Consider the following 19,119-nt stretch of genomic DNA (forward strand, 5'->3'; position numbering starts at 1 on the left):
CTAGCGTTATGGTTACCCACTTTCAAAATAAGCTCGATAGAACACCTGCTATGACGTTTTCACTTTTCGGCGACAAATTCACCCGCCATTCAGGCATTACTCGCCTGATGGAGGACCTCAACGACGGGCTGCGCACACCGGGCGCCATCATGCTCGGCGGCGGAAACCCGGCGCAAATTCCGGAGATGACGACCTATTTCCAGACGCTGCTCGCACAGATGCTGGAAAACGGCAAAGCGACCGATGCGCTCTGCAATTACGACGGTCCGCAGGGTAAAACCGAGCTACTGACTCTCCTTGCCAAAATGCTGCGTGAAGAGCTGGGCTGGGATATCGAACCACAGAATATTGCACTGACAAACGGCAGCCAGAGCGCGTTTTTCTACTTGTTTAACCTCTTCGCAGGGCGTCGTGCCGACGGCACAACCAAAAAGGTACTGTTCCCGCTGGCACCGGAGTATATCGGCTATGCTGATTCCGGTCTGGAAGAGGATCTGTTCGTCTCCGCGCGCCCGAACATCGAGCTGCTGCCGGAAGGCCAGTTCAAATACCACGTCGATTTTGAACACCTGCATATCGGTGAAGAGACGGGGATGATCTGCGTATCGCGCCCGACTAACCCAACGGGCAACGTGATTACCGACGACGAACTGATGAAGCTGGATGTCCTGGCGAATCAGCACGGCATCCCGCTGGTGATCGATAACGCCTACGGCGTACCGTTCCCGGGCATTATTTTCAGCGAAGCACGCCCGCTGTGGAACCCGAACATTGTTCTGTGCATGAGCCTCTCAAAGCTGGGTCTGCCGGGCAGCCGCTGCGGCATCATCATCGCCAACGAGAAAATCATCACCGCCATTACCAATATGAACGGCATTATCAGCCTTTCACCGGGCGGCATTGGCCCGGCGATGATGTGCGAAATGATCAAGCGCAACGACCTGCTGCGTCTGTCTAACGAGGTGATCAAGCCGTTCTATTACCAGCGCGTTCAGGAGACGATTGCGACGCTTCGCCGCTATTTGCCGGAAGAACGCTGCTTGATCCACAAACCTGAAGGGGCGATTTTCCTGTGGCTTTGGTTTAAGGATCTGCCGATCACCACCGAATTGCTCTACCAGCGCCTGAAAAAACGCGGCGTGCTGATGGTGCCGGGCGATTACTTCTTCCCGGGTTTGGATAAGCCGTGGCCGCATACGCACCAGTGCATGCGCATGAACTACGTGCCCGATCCGGAAAAAATCGAAGCGGGCGTCAAAATTCTCGCCGAAGAAATTGAAAAAGCCTGGCACGAAGGCGGTCAATAACGCGTTACGCCAGATTGTGCCGCAGAGTCGAGCGTAGTCTGGCGGCCCCGGCACGGGTCAACCGGAGTTAATATGCTCCTTACAGTACCGCCGTTTCCAGACGGCGGGGGTTAACCCGGTATGCTTAGAAAATATCTGCCGGAAATACCCCACGTCATTAAAGCCGCAGCGCGCTGCGACCTCGGTTAACGATGCAGAATCGTTAAGCAGCAGTTTTTCCGCCGCCCTGACGCGCTGGCGATGTATCGCCTCCGTCAGGGTTAAATGGAAAGTCCGGCGAAATACGCGCCCGAGATAATCCGCATTACAGTGCAACGCTTTTGCCAGCTGCGAGGTGGATATCGGTAAATGAAACTGCGTGCGAATAAGCTGTTTTGCCTTCCAGGCCATCGCCGCGCCGGCCTGATCGGCGCTGTCTTCATATCCTGAAGAGTTCGACACCTGCTGTAAAATCAATAATAAAATCATCTCCAGCGCCAGGCTGCGCTGTAATTTCTCCTGCTCGCTGAGGAATTGCCGAAATAGCGCAATTACATATTCCGCATCCCTTACCCGGCAGTGTTGTTCTATTGCCAGAGGAGCGGCGTTGGGTAACGCTGAATCTTGCGGTTCCACCTCAAAATGAAGCCAGTAAAAGCGCAGGTCCGCCGGAAAATCCTCCACGCCCACATGCCGACGCTGCGGCCAGAGCAACAAACTCTCTCCCGCATTAACGTCAAAAAGATGATTTTCTTCCTGAATCGTTAATGTCCCTTTTTCGACGAAAATAATCTCCCACGATGTTAATTTTCGCGCAGGATGGCGGCCCACTCCGCGGGAGATAAATAGCCCGCCGTTTTGGACCTTAACCGGAAGCGCTATGGATAATTCGAGCATGGATATTCACCATTCCGCTTTTATTGCCGCTAATATTCAACTTACCCGTTGATTATTAATTAATATTCGAATATCTGTCCGATCGGAATCACATTTTTATCATCAGGTCGGAATCGTCACCTTTTTATACTTTTCCCTTCCCTTGTTGGTCTGACCGTTGAATGCAGAATAAATGGGGTACCTACAAATACGATAAAAAATCGTTTATCGAGGAGTTACCCATGACTTCCACACCGATTACAGACGCAGACGTTGCAAAACAGAAAGTCGATAACCGGCTGTCCGTCCGCGAGAAAATTGGCTACGGCCTGGGCGATGCGGGCGGCACGGTGATTACCTGCCTGATCATGAACTTTCTGACCTTTTTCTATACCGATGTATTTGGCCTCACCCCTGCGCTGGTGGGCACGCTGTTTATTGCCCTTCGCGTGTTTGACGCCATTTCCGATCCGGTGATGGGCGTCATTGCTGACCGCACGCAGAGCCGCTGGGGGCGTTTTCGTCCCTGGCAGCTGTGGGTCGCGGTCCCGATAGGCATTATCGGCGTACTGACCTTCACCGTTCCGGAAGCCAGCATGGGCGTGAAAATCGCCTGGGCGTTCGGCACCTATTTGCTGTTATCCGTGGGCTATACCGCCATCAACGTGCCCTACTGCGCGCTGATTAACACCATGACCACCCGCCACAACGAGGTGATCGCCTGCCAGTCCTGGCGCTTTGTGCTGTGCGGCGTGGCGGGCTTTTTGGTCTCCGTTGGCCTGCCGTGGCTGGTGGCGGAGCTGGGCCAGGGCGATGCCGCAAAGGGTTATCAGCTGGGCGTTGGCGTGCTGTGCGCCATCGCCGTGGTGATGTTCCTGTGCTGCTTCTTCTGGGTGCGCGAACGCGTCCCGCTGGCGCTGATGGGCAAATTCACCCTGCGCGAGCACCTGGCGGGCCTGCGTAAAAACGATCAGCTGCTGCTGATGCTGTTGATGTCGTTTCTGCTGATCAACGTCTTTAACATTCGCGGCGGCGGATATATGTACTTCATCACCTACGTGCTTCAGGGCAGCACGGCGTACACCTCGCTGTTTTTCACCATGGTAACCTTTGCCGCCATTCTGGGCGCGGTGATCGTCAGCCCGCTTTCCCGCCGTATTGATACCGTCAAACTCTACTACTACACCAACCTGGTGCTCGCGGCGCTTGCAGTGGGCATGTGGTTTCTGCCGGGTGGCCCGGCGCACCAGACGCTGTGGCTGATCGTCATTTTGAGCAACGGCGTGATCCTGGGCTTCACCCTGCCGCTGCACTTCTCGCTTATGGCCTTTGCCGATGACTACGGCGAGTGGAAAACCGGCGTCCGTTCGTCGGGAATGAACTTCGCCTTCAACCTGTTTTTCATCAAGCTTGCGTGGGCGTCCAGCGCCGGGATCATTAGCCTGGTGTTTATTGCCGTGGCCTATCAGCCAGGCGCGGGCAACCAGACGCCAGCCTCACTGCAGGGCATCACCGCCATGGAGACGCTGCTGCCTGCCCTTTTCCACCTGCTGCTGGCGGTCGCTATCCGCTGGTGCAGGCTTAATAACCCTGTGATGTCGCGCATTGCCACCGACCTGCGCCAGCGTCACGTACCGTCCTGAGGAGAACGCTATGTTCATAATGGAACCCGACCTGCACCAGCTGAAAATCAACGATCCGTTTCTCGGACAATATCAACGGCTGGTCCGTGACGTGGTGATCCCATACCAGTGGGATGCGCTTAACGACCGCGTGGCGGAGGCCGAACCCAGCCACGCCATCGCCAACTTCCGCATCGCGGCCGGGCTGGAACAGGGGGAGTTTTACGGGATGGTATTTCAGGACAGCGACGTGGCGAAATGGCTCGAAGCCGTGGCGTGGTCGCTGTGCCAGAAGCCGGATGCAGAACTGGAAAAAACCGCCGACGAGGTAATTGAGCTGGTCGCGGCGGCGCAGTGTGAAGATGGCTACCTCAATACCTACTTTACGGTAAAAGCCCCCGAGGAACGCTGGACGAATCTGGCCGAATGCCACGAGCTGTACTGCGCCGGGCATATGATTGAAGCGGGCGTGGCGTATTTCCAGGGAACCGGAAAACGTCGCCTGCTGGACGTGGTGTGCCGGCTGGCGGACCATATCGACAGCGTGTTTGGACCGGGCGAGACGCAGCTACACGGTTACCCTGGCCACCCGGAAATCGAGCTGGCGCTGATGCGGCTGTACGACATCACGCAGGAGCCGCGCTATCTCAATCTGGTGAAATACTTTATCGAAGAACGCGGCGCGCAGCCTCACTTCTACGATAGCGAATACGAGAAGCGCGGCAAAACGTCTTACTGGAACACCTATGGCCCGGCGTGGATGGTCAAGGACAAAGCCTACAGCCAGGCGCATCAGCCGCTTGCCGAGCAGCAAACGGCCATCGGCCACGCCGTGCGTTTTGTCTACCTGATGGCGGGCATGGCGCACCTGGCGCGCCTGAGTCATGACGAGGGTAAACGGCAGGACTGTCTGCGGCTGTGGAACAACATGGCGCAGCGCCAGCTGTACATTACCGGCGGGATTGGCTCGCAGAGCAGCGGGGAAGCGTTCAGCAGCGATTACGATCTGCCCAACGATACGGTGTACGCCGAAAGCTGCGCCTCAATCGGCCTGATGATGTTTGCCCGCCGGATGCTGGAGATGGAGGCAGAAGGCCACTACGCCGACGTGATGGAGCGCGCGCTGTATAACACGGTGCTGGGCGGGATGGCGCTGGACGGTAAGCATTTCTTTTATGTGAACCCGCTGGAAGTGCACCCGAAAACGCTGGCCTTTAACCATATCTATGACCACGTGAAGCCGGTGCGCCAGCGCTGGTTCGGCTGCGCCTGCTGCCCGCCGAATATCGCCCGCGTACTGACCTCGCTGGGGCACTACATTTATACTGTTCGCCCGGATGCGCTGCTGATTAACCTGTACGTGGGGAACGATGTCGCCATTCCGGTGGGGGATAGCACCCTACAGCTGCGCATTAGCGGTAACTATCCGTGGCAGGAGCAGGTGAAGATCGAAATCACCTCGCTGGTTCCGGTCACCCACACGCTGGCACTCAGGCTGCCGGACTGGTGCGCGGAACCTGCTGTTTCGCTGAATGGCGAAGCCATTACCGGTGAAGCTTCACGCGGATACCTCTACCTCAACCGCCGCTGGCAGGAAGGCGACACCCTGACCCTGACGCTACCGATGCCGGTCCGCCGCGTGTACGGTAACCCCCAGGTGCGCCAGCAGGCGGGTAAAGTCGCGCTCCAGCGCGGACCGCTGGTTTACTGCCTGGAAGAAGCGGATAACGGCGCCAACCTGCATAACCTCTCCCTGCCCCGAGAGAGCGAGTTCCGGGTGTTTGAAGGCAAAGGCATCTTCGCGCACAAGATGCTGATACAGGCAGAGGGGATTGGGTGCCAGGCAAAGGACACGAATGCGCTGTGGCAGTACGACCGCCCGCCGATACAGCGTCAGCCCCAGACGTTGACCTTTATTCCGTGGTTTAGCTGGGCTAACCGGGGAGAAGGGGAAATGCGGATATGGGTGGATGAAGGCTGAATATATTCGGTCTGTTGCTCTCACCCACGGGAGAGGGTGAACGCTATGGCAGCACGCGACGTGCTGCCTCAGCCAGAAACGCACTTCGATTGCTGAACTGAGGATGCTCGCTGACAAAGGAGTCAATCTTCATCAGTAAACGACGAGGCATCGTGATGTTGATACGCTCGGCCCTGCCGTCGAACTGTTTCATATTGATATCCACCAGAAGCCATTGTCCGCCAGTGAAGTCGTCAGGGTGACTTTCCAGGTGCGCTTCCACGTTACCCGGGAGCGGCAATGCTTCATCCATTTCAAACAGCGCTTCGAAGTGCGCTGTGAGCGCCTCACGTGCATCCTGAAATGCGTCATCCAGGGAATCACCTGCAAAAAAACAGCCTGGAACGTCAGGGAAAAAGCCGCTGGCGCTGCCGTCGGTATCAGAATGAATGTAAGCCGGATAAAACATAACTACTCCTGATATCAGTGTTTGATTCCCGCCTGCCGCCATATCTGCGCGAGCGTGCCCGGTTTAATATCCTTTTTAGGATGTGGGACGGTAACCAGTCCTTTCTGCACGGGATGGCGAAACTGATGATGGCTTCCTTTCGTTCTGACACATTTCCAGCCGTGGCCGATCAGAACAGTAATGACATCCGCACTTTTCACATCCCAATCCTTCCATGATTATACACATAATACACACCATCACTACCGGGTTAAATCACATTAGCTCACAAGGAACATCAGTGCAGCGGTGTTTTGACGGAACGGGAAGAAGCATCGAGAAATGAAAAAGGAATACATTGTATTGCAGACAAATATGCAGGCACGATCGTAGGCCGGGCAAGGCAACGCCGCCACCCGGCTTTATCGCATCAGAAACGCCAGGTCAGGCCGGTCATCAGCGCGAAGCTGTCGTCGCGGTCGATCATCGGGCTGTTCTTCACGTCGTCAGGCAGCACGGTATAGACCGCGCTGGCGTTGAGGTACAGCTTCTGGGTTAGCTGATATTTAGCTGCCAGGCCAACGTACGGCGTCCAGCTGTCGCCAGCGGTGTATTGATCCAGACCTGAGCGGCGAGACTCGCTGCCGGATACGCCGTAGTAGTAGTCGTTATAGCTTTCGTCGCTGTAAAAAACACCGACAGAGGGCGTCAGGGTCAGGCGTTCCATCCTGATTGGGCGGAAGTAGGATACCTCGCCCACCACGCCGCCGCTTTCATCCGTGGCATCGCCAGAGACCGCCACTTTCAAAGAACCCCAGCTTTCGTGGCGGTAGTACGCACCGCCGAGGAACGCAGAGGCTTTACGCTCATCAAGCTGCTTCATCTGATGGTCGTCGTTATCGTCCGGATCAAAATGCAGCGGCATCCAGGATGCGGTCAGGCTGAGTTCATTTTTTGCGTCTTTCCACAGGATCCATCCGCCCGTGGTCTGGCGAACATAAAAGCGATCGCCCTCATAGCTAATTAACGGCACCGCGGTGGTATTTTCGTTATAGCCTTTGTAAGGAGACTCATTAAATACGGCCCCCGCGCCAAGTGAAAAGTCACCGGCCATTGCAGAAGATGTTGCAAATAACGTGGCAGCAATCAGTAAATTGTATTTAATAGTCATGTGAAGTAATCCATTTATACGCCAAATAAGCGGGGCGAATAATAATGGTTACAAATTTGCCTGTGCAACGCTGCGGTTTATATAATATTATATATAAAACCATATAGATGGGTGCGCATGATGAATAAATTACAGCTAAAGCCACGCGAATTAAAAATAATCTCCGTCATCGCAGCCACCCACAGCATTGGTGATGCCGCCGCCCTGCTGGGCATGGCGCAGGCCAACGTCAGTAAATATCTCTCGGATTTTGAAACGCGGGTTGGGCTGAAGGTTTTTGAGCGCACGACCCGCCAGCTCGCTCTGACGCAGTTCGGTGAAGCATTACTTCCTTATGTCGACGCCACGCTGGACAAAAATACGCAACTTATTAATTTCATTGCTGATTACAAGCATGAAAAGCGTGGAAAAGTCACGATTTACGCCCCAACGGGCATCGTGACCTATCTCGCGCGCCACGTGATCCACCAGATAAAGGACATCGGGGACATTCGCATTTCCCTGAAAACCTACAACCTGGATCGCAACGAATATTCAGAAGGCGTGTCCTTCCCGGACGACTGCGATATTTTAATTACCTATGCGCAACCTAAAGATGAAAATCTTGTCGCCAGCGTGTTAACGAAATATTCCGTCACGGCATTCGCTACCCAGGAATATTTAAATAAACACCCTTTAACCGGACCTGAAGATTTAATTAATCACTCGTGTATCCTGATCGACTCCATGCTCGTCGATGATGCCAATATCTGGCGTTTTCGCGTACACGGCAGTGAGGATGTGCATGATTATCGGGTGACCGGCAATTATATTTGCGACAATACGCAGACGGCCCTGGAGCTGGCAAGAAATAACCTTGGCATTGTGTTCGCGCCGAAAGAAAGCCTGAAGAAAGAATTAACGCAGGGCACGCTGGTCCCCTGCTTCCCGCACCAGGAAGAGTGGTGGCTCGATCTAACCGCTATCTTCCGCAAACGCGAATACCAGCCCTGGCGCGTACAGTATGTTCTGGATGGCGTACTGAACCGTCTGCGCCAGCAAATTGCTCAGGCCGCCCACGGACGGCCTGAACCGGGGGATTAGAACAGCCCCAGCGGTTTATCGGAGTAGCTGACAAGCAGACATTTCGTCTGCTGGTAGTGCTCCAGCATCATCTTGTGGGTTTCACGCCCGATGCCCGACTGCTTATACCCGCCAAACGCCGCGTGCGCCGGATAGGCGTGGTAGCAGTTGGTCCAGACGCGCCCGGCCTGTATGCCCCTGCCCATTTTATAGGCCAGATTACCGTTACGGCTCCAGACCCCCGCCCCCAGGCCATACGGCGTGTCGTTGGCAATATCCAGCGCCTCCTCCATCGTTTTGAAGGTGGTCACGGCCAGCACCGGTCCGAAAATCTCCTCCTGGAAGACGCGCATGTTGTTCTGTCCGAACAGGATCGTCGGCTCAAGGTAATACCCTTCCTGCAGATCCCCGCCGAGCACCTTACGGCGACCGCCGGTCAGGATATCCGTCCCTTCCTTCTTGCCGATATCAATGTAGTTGAGGATGGTTTCCAGCTGTCCGTGCGAGACCTGCGCGCCCATCTGGGTGACGTTATCGAGCGGATTACCGCTGCGGATAGACTCGACGCGGCGAATGGCCCGCTCCATAAAGCGCTCGTAGATGGACTCCTGCACCAGCGCGCGGCTTGGGCAGGTGCAGACTTCGCCCTGGTTAAAGGCGAACAGCGCAAACCCTTCCAGCGCCTTATCGAAGAAGGCGTCCTCTTCCTCCATCACGTCCGCGAAGAAAATGTTCGGAGACTTCCCGCCCAGCTCCAGCGTCACCGGAATGATGTTTTGCGTGGCGTACTGCATAATCTGCTGGCCCACTTCCGTCGACCCGGTAAACGCCACTTTAGCGATCCGTTTTGAGGTGGCCAGATATTCCCCTATCTCACCGCCCGCGCCGTTCACCACGTTAATAACTCCCGGCGGCAGAAGATCGCCCACAATTTCCATCAGCAGCAGGACCGAGAGCGGGGTTAAACGCGCCGGTTTGAGCACAATGCAGTTCCCGGCGGCCAGCGCGGGCGCCATTTTCCAGCTCGCCATCAGCAGCGGGAAGTTCCACGGAATAATTTGCCCGACGACGCCCAGCGGTTCGTGGAAGTGGTACGCCACGGTATCGCTGTCAACTTCGCTTATTCCGCCCTCCTGCGCGCGAATACAGGAGGCAAAATAGCGGAAGTGGTCGATAGCCAGCGGCACGTCTGCCGCCATCGTTTCCCGAATCGGCTTGCCGTTATCCCAGGTTTCCGCCGTCGCCAGCAGCTCCAGGTTCTGCTCCATGCGGTCGGCGATTTTGAACAAAATGGCGGCGCGATCCTGAACGGAGGTGTTGCCCCATTTATCTTTCGCTTTGTGCGCCGCATCCAGCGCCAAATCGATATCACGCTTGCCGGAGCTGGCAATCTCGCACAGCGGCTGGCCGGTAACGGGCGTCAGGTTGGAATAGTATTCGCCGTCGACGGGGGCCACCCAGTCGCCGCCGATAAAGTTGTCATAGCGAGGCTTCAGCTTGAGGGGAAAACCATACTCGCCGGGCTGGATACGCGAAGAGGGAGGATTGTTTGTCATGACCGTCTCCTTGCTGTTGTTGTACAACAAGGGTAGTCCCGGCTGGCGGTTTTCTCGCCAGTGGGTGACGGGTTTACGAGCCGTATCACGGATTACCGTACTTTACGTTTCGTTTCTGCCACTGAGCCATACTTAACAGTTCAAGAGCTCATAAGGAACGATGCGATGCAGCTATTTATCGGTTTTGACGTAGGCGGAACCCACATCAAGCACGGCGTGATTGATGAAAATGGCAAGGAGCTGACGACGGACGAGTACGATACCCCTGAGGATAAAAATACCTTCAAAAAGAAGTGGAAAGCGGTGGTTGAAGCGTATCAGGACGAAAACGACATCGTCGGTATCGGCGTGAGCTTTCCCGGCCATATTAACCACCACAGCGGCGAAGCGGCTAAAGCGGGCGCGCTCGAGTACCTCGACGGCGAAAACCTGTGCGAACTTTTCGCCGGTCTGACCGACCTTCCCGTCACCGTAGAAAACGACGCCAACTGTGCGGCGCTGGGCGAGCGCTGGCAGGGCGCGGGTAAGGATTACGAGCATTTCGTCTGTATCACCATCGGCACGGGCATCGGTGGCGGGATTGTGATGGAAGGGGATCTCTATCGCGGGTCGCATTACCGCGCCGGTGAATTTGGCGTGCTGCCCGTGGGGGACAAGGGCGAACCGATGCACGAGGTTGCGTCTGCCAGCGGCCTGATGAAAGCCTGCCGCCGCGCGCTGGCCGTATCAGAAGAAGAGATGCCTGACGGCGAGGAGCTGTTTAAACGCATGGAGAGCGATGTGCACCTGCGCGAAGCTATTGAAGCCTGGGCGCATTTTCTCTCGCGCGGCGTTTATAGCGTGATCTCGATGTTCGATCCACAGGCAGTGCTGATTGGCGGCGGGGTAAGCGAGCAGGAGAAAATCTATCTCCTGCTCGATAAGTACCTGCAGCGATTCGAGGAATGGGAAGCGCTCAAGGTGCCCATTCTGCCCTGCGAGCTGGGTAACCAGGCGGGAAGACTGGGCGCGGTATGGCTGGCGAAGCAGAAGCTCGCTCGTAACGCTTAAGGGAACAGCTGCGCGTCGCGAAGCAGATGGTCATTACCCCGGCGACGCGTAAACCCGATACGGTTGAAATATTCCAGGATCTGAATCGCCAGCTTGCGGCCTACGTTCAGCCGATCGCGGAAATCGGCTGCGCAGGTGGAGCCGCGCGCCTGATCCAGTTCGCGGATCAGGTTAGCAAACGCCACAATGCGATCGTTACGGTAATAACGATCTTTCACGATCGCGACTATCAGCCCCTGCTGCGCCGCATGGCGCAATACCTGACGCATCACCTGCTCGTCGGTGTTCGTTTCACGCGCCAGATCGCGAACCCACCACGGCTCATCGCCAAACAGCGAGGCCGCTTTTTGCCAGATTGCCTCCTGCTCTGCGGTGAACCCGGCTTTGTGATCCGGCAGATGCAGCCAGCCGTGATGGCTTTTAATCACCCCGCTTTCGCGCATGTTTTCAATCAGCAGCAGCACCAGCGCATCGTCTTCCGTCGGCAGCGCCATGCGCCGCAGGCGCTCACGACCAGGACCGGGTTCATCCTGATGCTGTTCATGGTAAGTCGCGAGGGTGTTAAGTAACTTACGCTGCCAGTGTGCAGCCACCGGCGCATCGAGCAGGCTGTTGCCGGCCTGAATAAAGCCCGGCTGTTGGGTCAGCTGACGCAACCCTTCGCCGCTCAGCTGGCGCGCCCATGCAAAATCACTCAGGCTCACCGCCCCGCGCTCAAGATGCACCCGCAGCGCGGCGTTATCATCCCGAGCCTGCGCCAGCGCAGCCAGCCATTGCAGGTATTCAGGCTTACGCTTGCCGCGTCGCGGCGGGTTCAGCGTCACCACCCGCGCTCCGGCCAGCGTTTCCCGTGCGGAAATATCCCGCAGCACCAGACGGTCGTTGTCCGCCAGCCAGAGCGGCGCATCAAAAACCAGTTCGGCAAGATCGTTTTCCAGCAGCGACACCCGCCCGGTGATATGGCTGGCCGCGTGGTGAATATGCAGCGGCTGCCATTGGGTCAGCGGCACGTTTGTCTGCAGGGAGACAATGACGCGGTCAGACGGCTCGGGCGGGGCGTCGGCCAGCAGCCAGTCGCCGCGGTTAAGCTGCTCTTTTTCCGCATCCCCGGCAATGTTGAGCGCGATCCGCTGCCCTGCGTGGGCGTGCTCCGCAGGCTGGTTTTGCGCATGCAAGCCGCGCACGCGCATCGGCTTATTAACGCCCGTCAGCCACAGGCTATCGCCCAACTTCACTTCACCGCTCAGCGCCGTACCGGTGACCACCAGACCCGCGCCTTTGACGGTAAACGCCCGGTCAATCGCCAGACGGAAGCGGTGATGGCTGGCGTGTTCGCGCGACGAAAGCTGCTGTAAATGGTGGCGAAGATCGTCGATACCGCGCCCTTCAGTCGCCACGGTGACAAAAAGCGGCGCATCGGCAAAACCATATTCCCGTAGGGTCGCCTGCACCGCTTCGCGCACCTCGCTGATGCGCGCGTCGTCAACGCGATCGGCTTTGGTCAGCGCGACGGTCAGCTGCGGGTTGCCGGTCAGCTGGAGGATCGCCAGATGTTCACGGGTTTGCGCCATCACGCCGTCATCGCACGCCACCACCAGCAGGGCATGGTCGATACCCCCTACGCCCGCCAGCATGTTGGACAGAAACTTTTCATGCCCCGGAACATCAATAAAGCCCAGCACGCGGCCATCGGGCTGGGGCCAGTAGGCATAGCCCAGATCGATGGTCATGCCGCGCTTTTTCTCTTCCGGCAGGCGATCGGCGTTTATGCCGGTAATTGCCTGCAGTAACGTAGTTTTTCCATGGTCGACGTGACCGGCGGTGGCAATAATCATTTCAACAACATCTCCAGAAATCGCTCTTCATCTTCAAGACAGCGCAGATCCAGCCACATGCGGCCGTCGTAAATCCGTCCGATGACCGGCGTCGGCAGGCCGCGCCAGCGCAACGACAGGGCCTCAAGGCGGCTACCGCGCCCATCACGCGGGGTGAAGGTGAGCGCTTCACTCGGCAGCCTGTCCACCGGCAGCGAACCGCTGCCAATCTGCGACTGGCAGGGCTCAATGCGAACGTCAAAATCGGGGTAGTGCGGGGCAACGCGCGGCAGCAGCAGTTCGGCCTGGGCGCGAATCGAGGCGGCATCCCGGCTTAACAGGCGCAGCGTGGGCAGGCGGTCGGCCAGTTTCTCCGGGTGGAGATAGAGCCGCAGCGTCGCGTCCAGCGCGGCAAGGGTCATTTTATCGGCCCGCAGGGCGCGCTTGAGCGGGTGCTGCTGCAGCTGCGCAATCAGCTCGCGCTTGCCGACGATAATCCCGGCCTGCGGCCCGCCCAGCAGTTTGTCGCCGGAAAAGCTGACCAGGCTCACGCCCGCGGCGATCATCTCTTGCGGCATCGGCTCTTTCGGTAACCCGTACTGGCTGAGGTCCACCAGCGAGCCGCTGCCAAGATCGGCAATCACCGGAATATTCAGCTCGCGCCCAATCGCCGCCAGCTCGGCCTCTTCAACCGTTTTGGTGAAGCCTTCAATATGGTAATTGCTGGTGTGGACCTTCATCAGCAGGGCGGTGTTTTCATTCACCGCCGCGCGATAATCATTCGCATGGGTACGGTTAGTCGTACCCACTTCATGCAGCGTGCAGCCCGCCTGGCGCATCACGTCCGGGATGCGAAACGCCCCGCCAATCTCCACCAGCTCGCCGCGGGACACTACCACCTCTCTGCCGCTTGCGGTCGCCGCCAGCATCAGCAGCACCGCCGCCGCGTTGTTATTCACAATGCAGGCATCCTCCGCGCCGGTTAGCTGGCAGAGCAGATCCGCCAGCGCGCGATCGCGATGCCCGCGCCCGGCGCCGTCCAGATCGTACTCCAGCGTCACCGGCGAGCGCATGGCCTGCACGACCGCAGCCACAGCCTCTTCCGCCTGCCGGGCGCGTCCCAGGTTGGTGTGCAGCACGGTCCCCGTCAGGTTAATCACCGGGCGTAACGCGCTTTGCGCCTTCTCGCCCAGCCGATGCTCCACTTCCTGCTCCCACGCCGCGCACCAGTCGGGCAAGGCATTTTCGGCCTGGATATGGCCGCGGGCTTCATCCTGAAGCAGACGCAGCATCTCCACCGTCGCGGTATGGCCGAAGCGCTCAACGGCAGCATGAATGCGGGGATCGCGAAGAAGTCGGTCGGTCGCGGGGATCTGGCTGTACAGCGAATGATGAGTAGTCATGAAAGCGCCTGGCGAGTAAATATCTTCCCCCCTCCCGACGGGAGAGGGAGTTAACATGTGGAGGGATTGTACCGCCTCCGACGCCGAAGTGTTATAACCCGCGTCAAGCCTTTGGCGGTTCTGTACGGGCAAAGCTCTCGCGGCTAAAGAGCGTTTCAGCGAGTTTCACCAGCAGCGGACGGTCCACGCACCAGCCAGGGGACACCCGGCGGAAGTTGAGATAGCCGATGGCGCAGGCGATAGCGATGGTTGCCAGGTTCAGGCTGTCGGTGTGGATCTTGCCCTCCCGGATAAGCTGTTCGCACATATCCAGACTGCGGCTGATTTTTTCCCGCTGGCGCAGCAATTCGTTTTCTGACTGCTGGGCGGCGGGACGCGCCTGCTCGCGTACGGAGATAAGTGCCGCATCCATAATGCCGTCGGCCAGGGCTTCAATTTGCTTCACCGCCAGCGCCGCTTTAGGGTTAGACGGCAGCATTGCCGGGGCAACGCCCAGCAGCTCGATATACTCTGCAATAATGGGGGAATCGAACCAGTATTCGCCCTCGTCCGTTACCAGCGCCGGAACTTTCCCCAGCGGGTTATACTGCGCGACGCCGTTTTCGGCGTTGTAGGGCTGTTCATTGACGAATTCAAATTCAATCCCTTTCTCCAGCAGGAGAATCGAGATTTTTCGCACGAAGGGACTGGTGTAGCTACCGATGAGTTTCATTGCCTGATCCTTGATGCCGGGAAAAAGTCAGTATGGATCAAGCGATGAAAAAAGGGCAGGTATGCGTGTCGCATTCCTGCCCCGGAAGGATTAGTGATCGAGATAGAGGTAGTGCATCCAGCTGGTCATACGCAGCAGCACTTTACGCATCACCGAGACGTGGGCGAAATGATCCGAATAGACCGCCACCTGGGCATAAATACCGTCCGGCAAAGCATCGACGTCGGCGTTAGGCTCCAGCTCAATCAGCGCCTGTACGCCATCCGTACCCGGCGCAACGGTCAGTGCCTGCAATGCGCCCTGTGCCTGATACGACCCGCCCGGCACCACCGGCAGAACGCTGGTGAGCTTACCGGTGAACACCTGGCCCGGCAGCGCGTTAAATACCACTTCCGCTTCATCGCCCGGCTTCAGACGCAGCAGCGAGTTCTGACGGAACTGGGCCACAATCTGACGCTTCTGTTCAGGAATGAAGACCATCACCGGGCGCAGCGGCAGCGCGGCGGCATAGGTTCCCGGACGGATCAGCACTTGGGTGATATAGCCATTGCTCGGCGCGCGCACCACTGTCTGATCGAGATTGTATTTCGCTTCAGCAAGCTGGGCGCGTAACGAGGCAATTTGCGACTGCTCGCCGTTTACCATGCTGTCCAGCTGGCTTTGAATCTGCTTCTGTTCAGCAACGGAGCCTTTCACCATGGCATCCTGCGCCAGATAGTTCTGCCGCGCGTTATCTATATCGCTTTCAGAGAACGGATTCACCTTCGCCTGGCTGCCCTTCAGGTAGCGCTGATAATCTTTATACAGGCGATCGCGTTCAGCGGAGACGCGTGTCGTATTGGCAACCGCTTCCGAAAGCTGCGCTTTCAGATTGTCGATATTGTGCGTCGCGGTCACCAGGTCTGCCTTCAGTCTGTCGACGCGCGCCTGATAGCGGCCCGGATCCAGCTTAAATAACACTTCGCCTTTTTTAATGAGCTGGTTATTTTTATCGGTCACTTCCGTAACCACCCCCGTGACCTGCGGCGTAATCGGAATGGAAATTACCGCTTTTTGCGCCGTAAAGGTATACGGATGGTTATAGTTCATTAGCAGAATAAGTCCGGCAACAATAAACACCCCGCCTAACGTCGCGGTAGCAAGCGTCCACTGGTTTACCGGAATACGGAATATTTTAAAGATTGCCCAGGCAAATGCCACATAGGTCAGAATAATCAACAGATCCATGATTAGCGCTCCAGCGTGTTTTTATCATCAGAGGGCTGAACCGCTGCCAGCTTGTGTTCTAACTCGGCCACGCGTTTGGCCAGTGCGTCCATGCCCGGAACCTCATCAGGCTTAGTGATGTGGTTCTGCATTCCCCAGCCGCGATCTTCCCGGTACAGCGTGGCCCAAATCCACAGGAACGGCCAGATGGCATGGAGCGTAAACAGGCTGATCCAGCCTGCCGTATGAATAGCATCGGCATGGGGATGATTGCGCTTTTTGGCCATATTATAGGGGATGTCATGGATGGCGATGATTCCGTAAAAAAGAACCAGAAATACAAAAATCAACACGCCCAGCGCGAAATAGTTGAGAAACATATTCTCCTCACTTAAACAACGTCAACTCATTACATTAATAAAACAGCACGCAGCCTAATTAATTTATTTTTAAATTTAAAAGGTACGCTGATTATTTCAGAGCCGGGGAGTATCGGTTTTTATAATATCTCCATGCAAGTTTATAAGCGTGTCAAAATATATCCTGAATAATAATATACTCAACCTTACATTATGAGCGTAATTCAGGTTTTAACTTTTCGCCATACAACATATGAAGAGTATTTTTTTAGCTTTACGTGTCACTCCAGGCCATCCTGACGCCGATAGCAGTCGGAGAAATCTGCATAAAAATATTTTGTGAAACCAGTCACAATCCAGAAACAAACTTGCAAAAACAAAATGTGACATCAATCACATAAAGAGGTGGTTTTTGCTCTATTTCTCGCCATCGTATTTTTTTCACCCACCAATTTTGTGATTCAGATCACCCCATTCAGCGCCACACCCCCTAGATTTACGTGACATGTATCACACAAAATTCCGCTGTCTGGACAGTTGAACGATTCAGTGCCAGATTTCACAGCATCAGAACAGGGCCCGGCTACCTCTGCCGCCGCACATTAACGATAAACCTCGGGCCGCAAGCCTAAGCGTAAACATAAGAAGGGGTGTTTTATGTCATCCGATTTCAAGATCAAAGTTCAAAGCTTTGGTCGTTTCCTCAGCAACATGGTGATGCCAAATATCGGCGCGTTTATCGCGTGGGGTATTATCACCGCATTGTTCATTCCGACAGGGTGGTTGCCTAACGAAACGCTGGCGAAACTTGTCGGCCCAATGATTACCTATCTCCTGCCGCTGCTCATCGGTTATACCGGTGGTCGTCTGGTGGGCGGTGACCGTGGTGGCGTCGTGGGTGCCATCACAACCATGGGTGTTATCGTCGGTGCGGATATGCCGATGTTCCTCGGTGCGATGATTGCCGGTCCTCTGGGCGGCTGGGCGATTAAGAAATTCGACGTCTGGGTTGATGGCAAGATCAAATCCGGCTTCGAAATGCTGGTGAACAACTTCTCTGCGGGCATCATCGGGATGATCCTCGCGATTCTGGCGTTCCTCGGTATTGGCCCGGCTGTTGAAGTGCTCTCCAAACTGCTGGCGGCGGGCGTTAACTTCATGGTAGCGCACGACATGCTGCCACTGGCGTCTATCTTCGTTGAACCGGCGAAAATCCTGTTCCTGAACAACGCCATTAACCACGGTATCTTCTCGCCGCTGGGTATTCAGCAGTCTCACGATCTCGGCAAGTCCATCTTCTTCCTGATTGAAGCGAACCCGGGTCCGGGTATGGGCGTTCTGCTGGCGTACATGTTCTTTGGCCGCGGCAGCGCGAAGCAGTCTGCTGGCGGCGCGGCTATCATCCACTTCCTGGGCGGTATCCACGAAATTTACTTCCCGTACGTGCTGATGAACCCACGTCTGATCCTGGCCGTTATCCTCGGCGGTATGACCGGCGTGTTCACCCTGAGCGTGCTGGGCGGCGGTCTGGTCTCCCCTGCTTCTCCGGGCTCTATCCTGGCGGTGCTGGCGATGACGCCGAAAGGCGCGTACTTCGCGAATATCGCGGCGATCTGTGCGGCGATGGCGGTCTCCTTCGTGGTCTCTTCTATCCTGCTGAAAACCAGCAAGGTGAAAGAAGACGACGATATCGAAGCGGCAACCCGTCGTATGCACGACATGAAAGCCGAATCCAAAGGCGCGACCCCGCTGGCGGCTGGCGATGTCTCTAACGACCTGAGCCACGTGCGTAAAATCATCGTTGCCTGCGACGCCGGTATGGGCTCCAGCGCTATGGGTGCAGGTGTGCTGCGTAAGAAAGTGCAGGATGCGGGTTTGACCAATATCTCCGTGACCAACAGCGCGATTAACAACCTGCCGCCGGACGTTGACCTGGTGATCACGCACCGCGATCTGACCGAGCGCGCTATGCGTCAGGTACCGCAGGCACAGCACATCTCGCTGACCAACTTCCTGGACAGCGGCCTGTACACCAGCCTGACCGAACGTCTGGTTGCCGCGCAGCGTCACGAAGACAACGAAGTGAAAGTGCGTACCAGCCTGCAGGACAGCTTTGACGAGAGCAATGCTCACCTGTTTAAGCTGGGCGCGGAGAACATCTTCCTCGGCCGTACCGCGAGCACCAAAGAAGAGGCGATTCGCTTCGCGGGTGAACAGCTGGTGAAAGGCGGCTACGTTCAGCCAGAATACGTTGACGCGATGCTGGAACGTGAAAAACTGACGCCAACCTACCTGGGCGAATCCATCGCGGTTCCGCACGGTACGGTTGAAGCGAAAGACCGCGTGCTGAAAACCGGCGTAGTGTTCTGTCAGTATCCTGATGGCGTGCGCTTCGGTGAAGAAGAGGACGACATCGCCCGTCTGGTGATTGGTATCGCCGCTCGCAATAACGAGCACATTCAGGTGATTACCAGCCTGACCAACGCGCTGGACGACGAGTCCGTCATCGAGCGCCTGGCACAAACTGAAAGCGTTGAAGAAGTTCTGGCCCTGCTCAACAAATAGCAGCGCCTCTTCCCTCTCCCCTTTGGGGA

General features: G+C 56.6%; 16 protein-coding genes. 6 read left to right on the forward strand and 10 right to left on the reverse strand.

From position 1 onward, the window contains the following. Positions 1–50: 50 nt before the first annotated feature. Positions 51–1,307, forward strand: coding sequence for a valine--pyruvate transaminase (gene avtA / locus USG84_RS18515; RefSeq protein WP_151412684.1), 1,257 nt, complete (start codon positions 51–53; stop codon positions 1,305–1,307). A gap of 57 nt (positions 1,308–1,364) precedes the next feature. On the opposite strand, the gene USG84_RS18520 is transcribed toward avtA, so the two are convergent. After that, entirely contained in the window at positions 1,365–2,183 is an 819-nt protein-coding gene (locus USG84_RS18520; RefSeq protein ID WP_061096598.1) for a helix-turn-helix domain-containing protein, read from the reverse strand. Between the two features lie 221 nt (positions 2,184–2,404). On the opposite strand from USG84_RS18520, the gene USG84_RS18525 reads away from it, so the two are divergent. Next, the gene (locus tag USG84_RS18525) at positions 2,405–3,805 is read left to right on the forward strand and encodes an MFS transporter (RefSeq protein ID WP_151412683.1); all 1,401 of its coding nucleotides are present in this window, start codon (positions 2,405–2,407) and stop codon (positions 3,803–3,805) included. Between the two features lie 10 nt (positions 3,806–3,815). Beyond that, positions 3,816–5,765, forward strand: coding sequence for a glycoside hydrolase family 127 protein (locus USG84_RS18530; RefSeq protein WP_253540270.1), 1,950 nt, complete (start codon positions 3,816–3,818; stop codon positions 5,763–5,765). Between the two features lie 43 nt (positions 5,766–5,808). Here the strand turns inward: USG84_RS18530 and USG84_RS18535 are convergent, their stop codons facing one another. The 3 genes from USG84_RS18535 to USG84_RS18545 form a co-directional block, all read right to left on the reverse strand. Further along, the gene (locus USG84_RS18535) at positions 5,809–6,213 is read right to left on the reverse strand and encodes a type II toxin-antitoxin system HicB family antitoxin (protein WP_080329864.1); all 405 of its coding nucleotides are present in this window, start codon (positions 6,211–6,213) and stop codon (positions 5,809–5,811) included. Between the two features lie 14 nt (positions 6,214–6,227). Then, a complete protein-coding gene (locus USG84_RS18540; protein WP_151412682.1) occupies positions 6,228–6,413 on the reverse strand; it encodes a type II toxin-antitoxin system HicA family toxin in 186 nt (61 codons plus the stop codon). Positions 6,414–6,622: 209 nt separating this feature from the next. Continuing rightward, positions 6,623–7,363 carry a MipA/OmpV family protein gene (locus USG84_RS18545; protein ID WP_248071797.1) on the reverse strand — a complete coding sequence of 247 codons (741 nt, stop codon included), beginning with the start codon at positions 7,361–7,363 and terminating at the stop codon, positions 6,623–6,625. A gap of 117 nt (positions 7,364–7,480) precedes the next feature. On the opposite strand from USG84_RS18545, the gene USG84_RS18550 reads away from it, so the two are divergent. Next, on the forward strand, positions 7,481–8,446 hold the full coding sequence (locus USG84_RS18550; protein WP_151412681.1) for a LysR family transcriptional regulator: 966 nt from the start codon (positions 7,481–7,483) through the stop codon (positions 8,444–8,446). Here USG84_RS18550 and aldB read toward each other — a convergent pair. Then, a complete protein-coding gene (gene aldB, locus USG84_RS18555) occupies positions 8,443–9,981 on the reverse strand; it encodes an aldehyde dehydrogenase AldB (protein WP_151412680.1) in 1,539 nt (512 codons plus the stop codon). The two genes, USG84_RS18550 and aldB, sit on opposite strands and share 4 nt — an antisense overlap. Before the next feature lie 165 nt (positions 9,982–10,146). Here aldB and USG84_RS18560 point away from each other — a divergent pair, with 165 nt between their 5' ends. Beyond that, positions 10,147–11,031, forward strand: a complete 885-nt coding sequence (locus USG84_RS18560) for an ROK family protein (RefSeq protein WP_151412679.1) — start codon at positions 10,147–10,149, stop codon at positions 11,029–11,031. On the opposite strand, the gene selB is transcribed toward USG84_RS18560, so the two are convergent. The 5 genes from selB to USG84_RS18585 form a co-directional block, all read right to left on the reverse strand. Then, the gene (gene selB / locus USG84_RS18565) at positions 11,028–12,866 is read right to left on the reverse strand and encodes a selenocysteine-specific translation elongation factor (RefSeq protein WP_320738413.1); all 1,839 of its coding nucleotides are present in this window, start codon (positions 12,864–12,866) and stop codon (positions 11,028–11,030) included. The genes USG84_RS18560 and selB overlap by 4 nt on opposite strands. Further along, positions 12,863–14,248, reverse strand: a complete 1,386-nt coding sequence (gene selA / locus USG84_RS18570) for an L-seryl-tRNA(Sec) selenium transferase (protein ID WP_320738414.1) — start codon at positions 14,246–14,248, stop codon at positions 12,863–12,865. The genes selB and selA overlap by 4 nt, the downstream gene beginning before the upstream one ends. A gap of 103 nt (positions 14,249–14,351) precedes the next feature. Then, positions 14,352–14,960 (reverse strand): glutathione S-transferase, encoded by a 609-nt coding sequence (locus USG84_RS18575; protein ID WP_151412678.1) that lies wholly within the window; start codon positions 14,958–14,960, stop codon positions 14,352–14,354. 90 nt (positions 14,961–15,050) lie between these two features. Beyond that, positions 15,051–16,187 carry an HlyD family secretion protein gene (locus tag USG84_RS18580; protein ID WP_061096611.1) on the reverse strand — a complete coding sequence of 379 codons (1,137 nt, stop codon included), beginning with the start codon at positions 16,185–16,187 and terminating at the stop codon, positions 15,051–15,053. 2 nt (positions 16,188–16,189) lie between these two features. After that, positions 16,190–16,546: a DUF3302 domain-containing protein gene (locus tag USG84_RS18585; protein ID WP_028015048.1), complete on the reverse strand. Its 357-nt coding sequence runs from the start codon at positions 16,544–16,546 to the stop codon at positions 16,190–16,192. Positions 16,547–17,182: 636 nt separating this feature from the next. On the opposite strand from USG84_RS18585, the gene USG84_RS18590 reads away from it, so the two are divergent. Further along, the gene (locus tag USG84_RS18590) at positions 17,183–19,090 is read left to right on the forward strand and encodes a PTS mannitol transporter subunit IICBA (RefSeq protein WP_028015047.1); all 1,908 of its coding nucleotides are present in this window, start codon (positions 17,183–17,185) and stop codon (positions 19,088–19,090) included. Positions 19,091–19,119 lie beyond the last annotated feature (29 nt).

This window comes from Enterobacter sp. 168J2, from assembly GCF_034107265.1.
In the GTDB taxonomy this organism is placed as follows: Bacteria; Pseudomonadota; Gammaproteobacteria; order Enterobacterales; family Enterobacteriaceae; genus Enterobacter; species Enterobacter nematophilus.

Bases quoted from the DNA above. Each gene is read 5' to 3' on its own strand.
- USG84_RS18530 (WP_253540270.1), top strand. From the start codon at position 3,816: ATGTTCATAATGGAACCCGACCTGCACCAGCTGAAAATCAACGATCCG.
- USG84_RS18545 (WP_248071797.1), bottom strand. From the start codon at position 7,363: ATGACTATTAAATACAATTTACTGATTGCTGCCACGTTATTTGCAACA.
- USG84_RS18560 (WP_151412679.1), top strand. From the start codon at position 10,147: ATGCAGCTATTTATCGGTTTTGACGTAGGCGGAACCCACATCAAGCAC.
- selB (WP_320738413.1), bottom strand. From the start codon at position 12,866: ATGATTATTGCCACCGCCGGTCACGTCGACCATGGAAAAACTACGTTA.
- USG84_RS18535 (WP_080329864.1), bottom strand. From the start codon at position 6,213: ATGTTTTATCCGGCTTACATTCATTCTGATACCGACGGCAGCGCCAGC.
- aldB (WP_151412680.1), bottom strand. From the start codon at position 9,981: ATGACAAACAATCCTCCCTCTTCGCGTATCCAGCCCGGCGAGTATGGT.
- selA (WP_320738414.1), bottom strand. From the start codon at position 14,248: ATGACTACTCATCATTCGCTGTACAGCCAGATCCCCGCGACCGACCGA.
- USG84_RS18550 (WP_151412681.1), top strand. From the start codon at position 7,481: ATGATGAATAAATTACAGCTAAAGCCACGCGAATTAAAAATAATCTCC.
- USG84_RS18585 (WP_028015048.1), bottom strand. From the start codon at position 16,546: ATGTTTCTCAACTATTTCGCGCTGGGCGTGTTGATTTTTGTATTTCTG.
- USG84_RS18525 (WP_151412683.1), top strand. From the start codon at position 2,405: ATGACTTCCACACCGATTACAGACGCAGACGTTGCAAAACAGAAAGTC.
- USG84_RS18580 (WP_061096611.1), bottom strand. From the start codon at position 16,187: ATGGATCTGTTGATTATTCTGACCTATGTGGCATTTGCCTGGGCAATC.
- USG84_RS18575 (WP_151412678.1), bottom strand. From the start codon at position 14,960: ATGAAACTCATCGGTAGCTACACCAGTCCCTTCGTGCGAAAAATCTCG.
- USG84_RS18590 (WP_028015047.1), top strand. From the start codon at position 17,183: ATGTCATCCGATTTCAAGATCAAAGTTCAAAGCTTTGGTCGTTTCCTC.
- avtA (WP_151412684.1), top strand. From the start codon at position 51: ATGACGTTTTCACTTTTCGGCGACAAATTCACCCGCCATTCAGGCATT.
- USG84_RS18520 (WP_061096598.1), bottom strand. From the start codon at position 2,183: ATGCTCGAATTATCCATAGCGCTTCCGGTTAAGGTCCAAAACGGCGGG.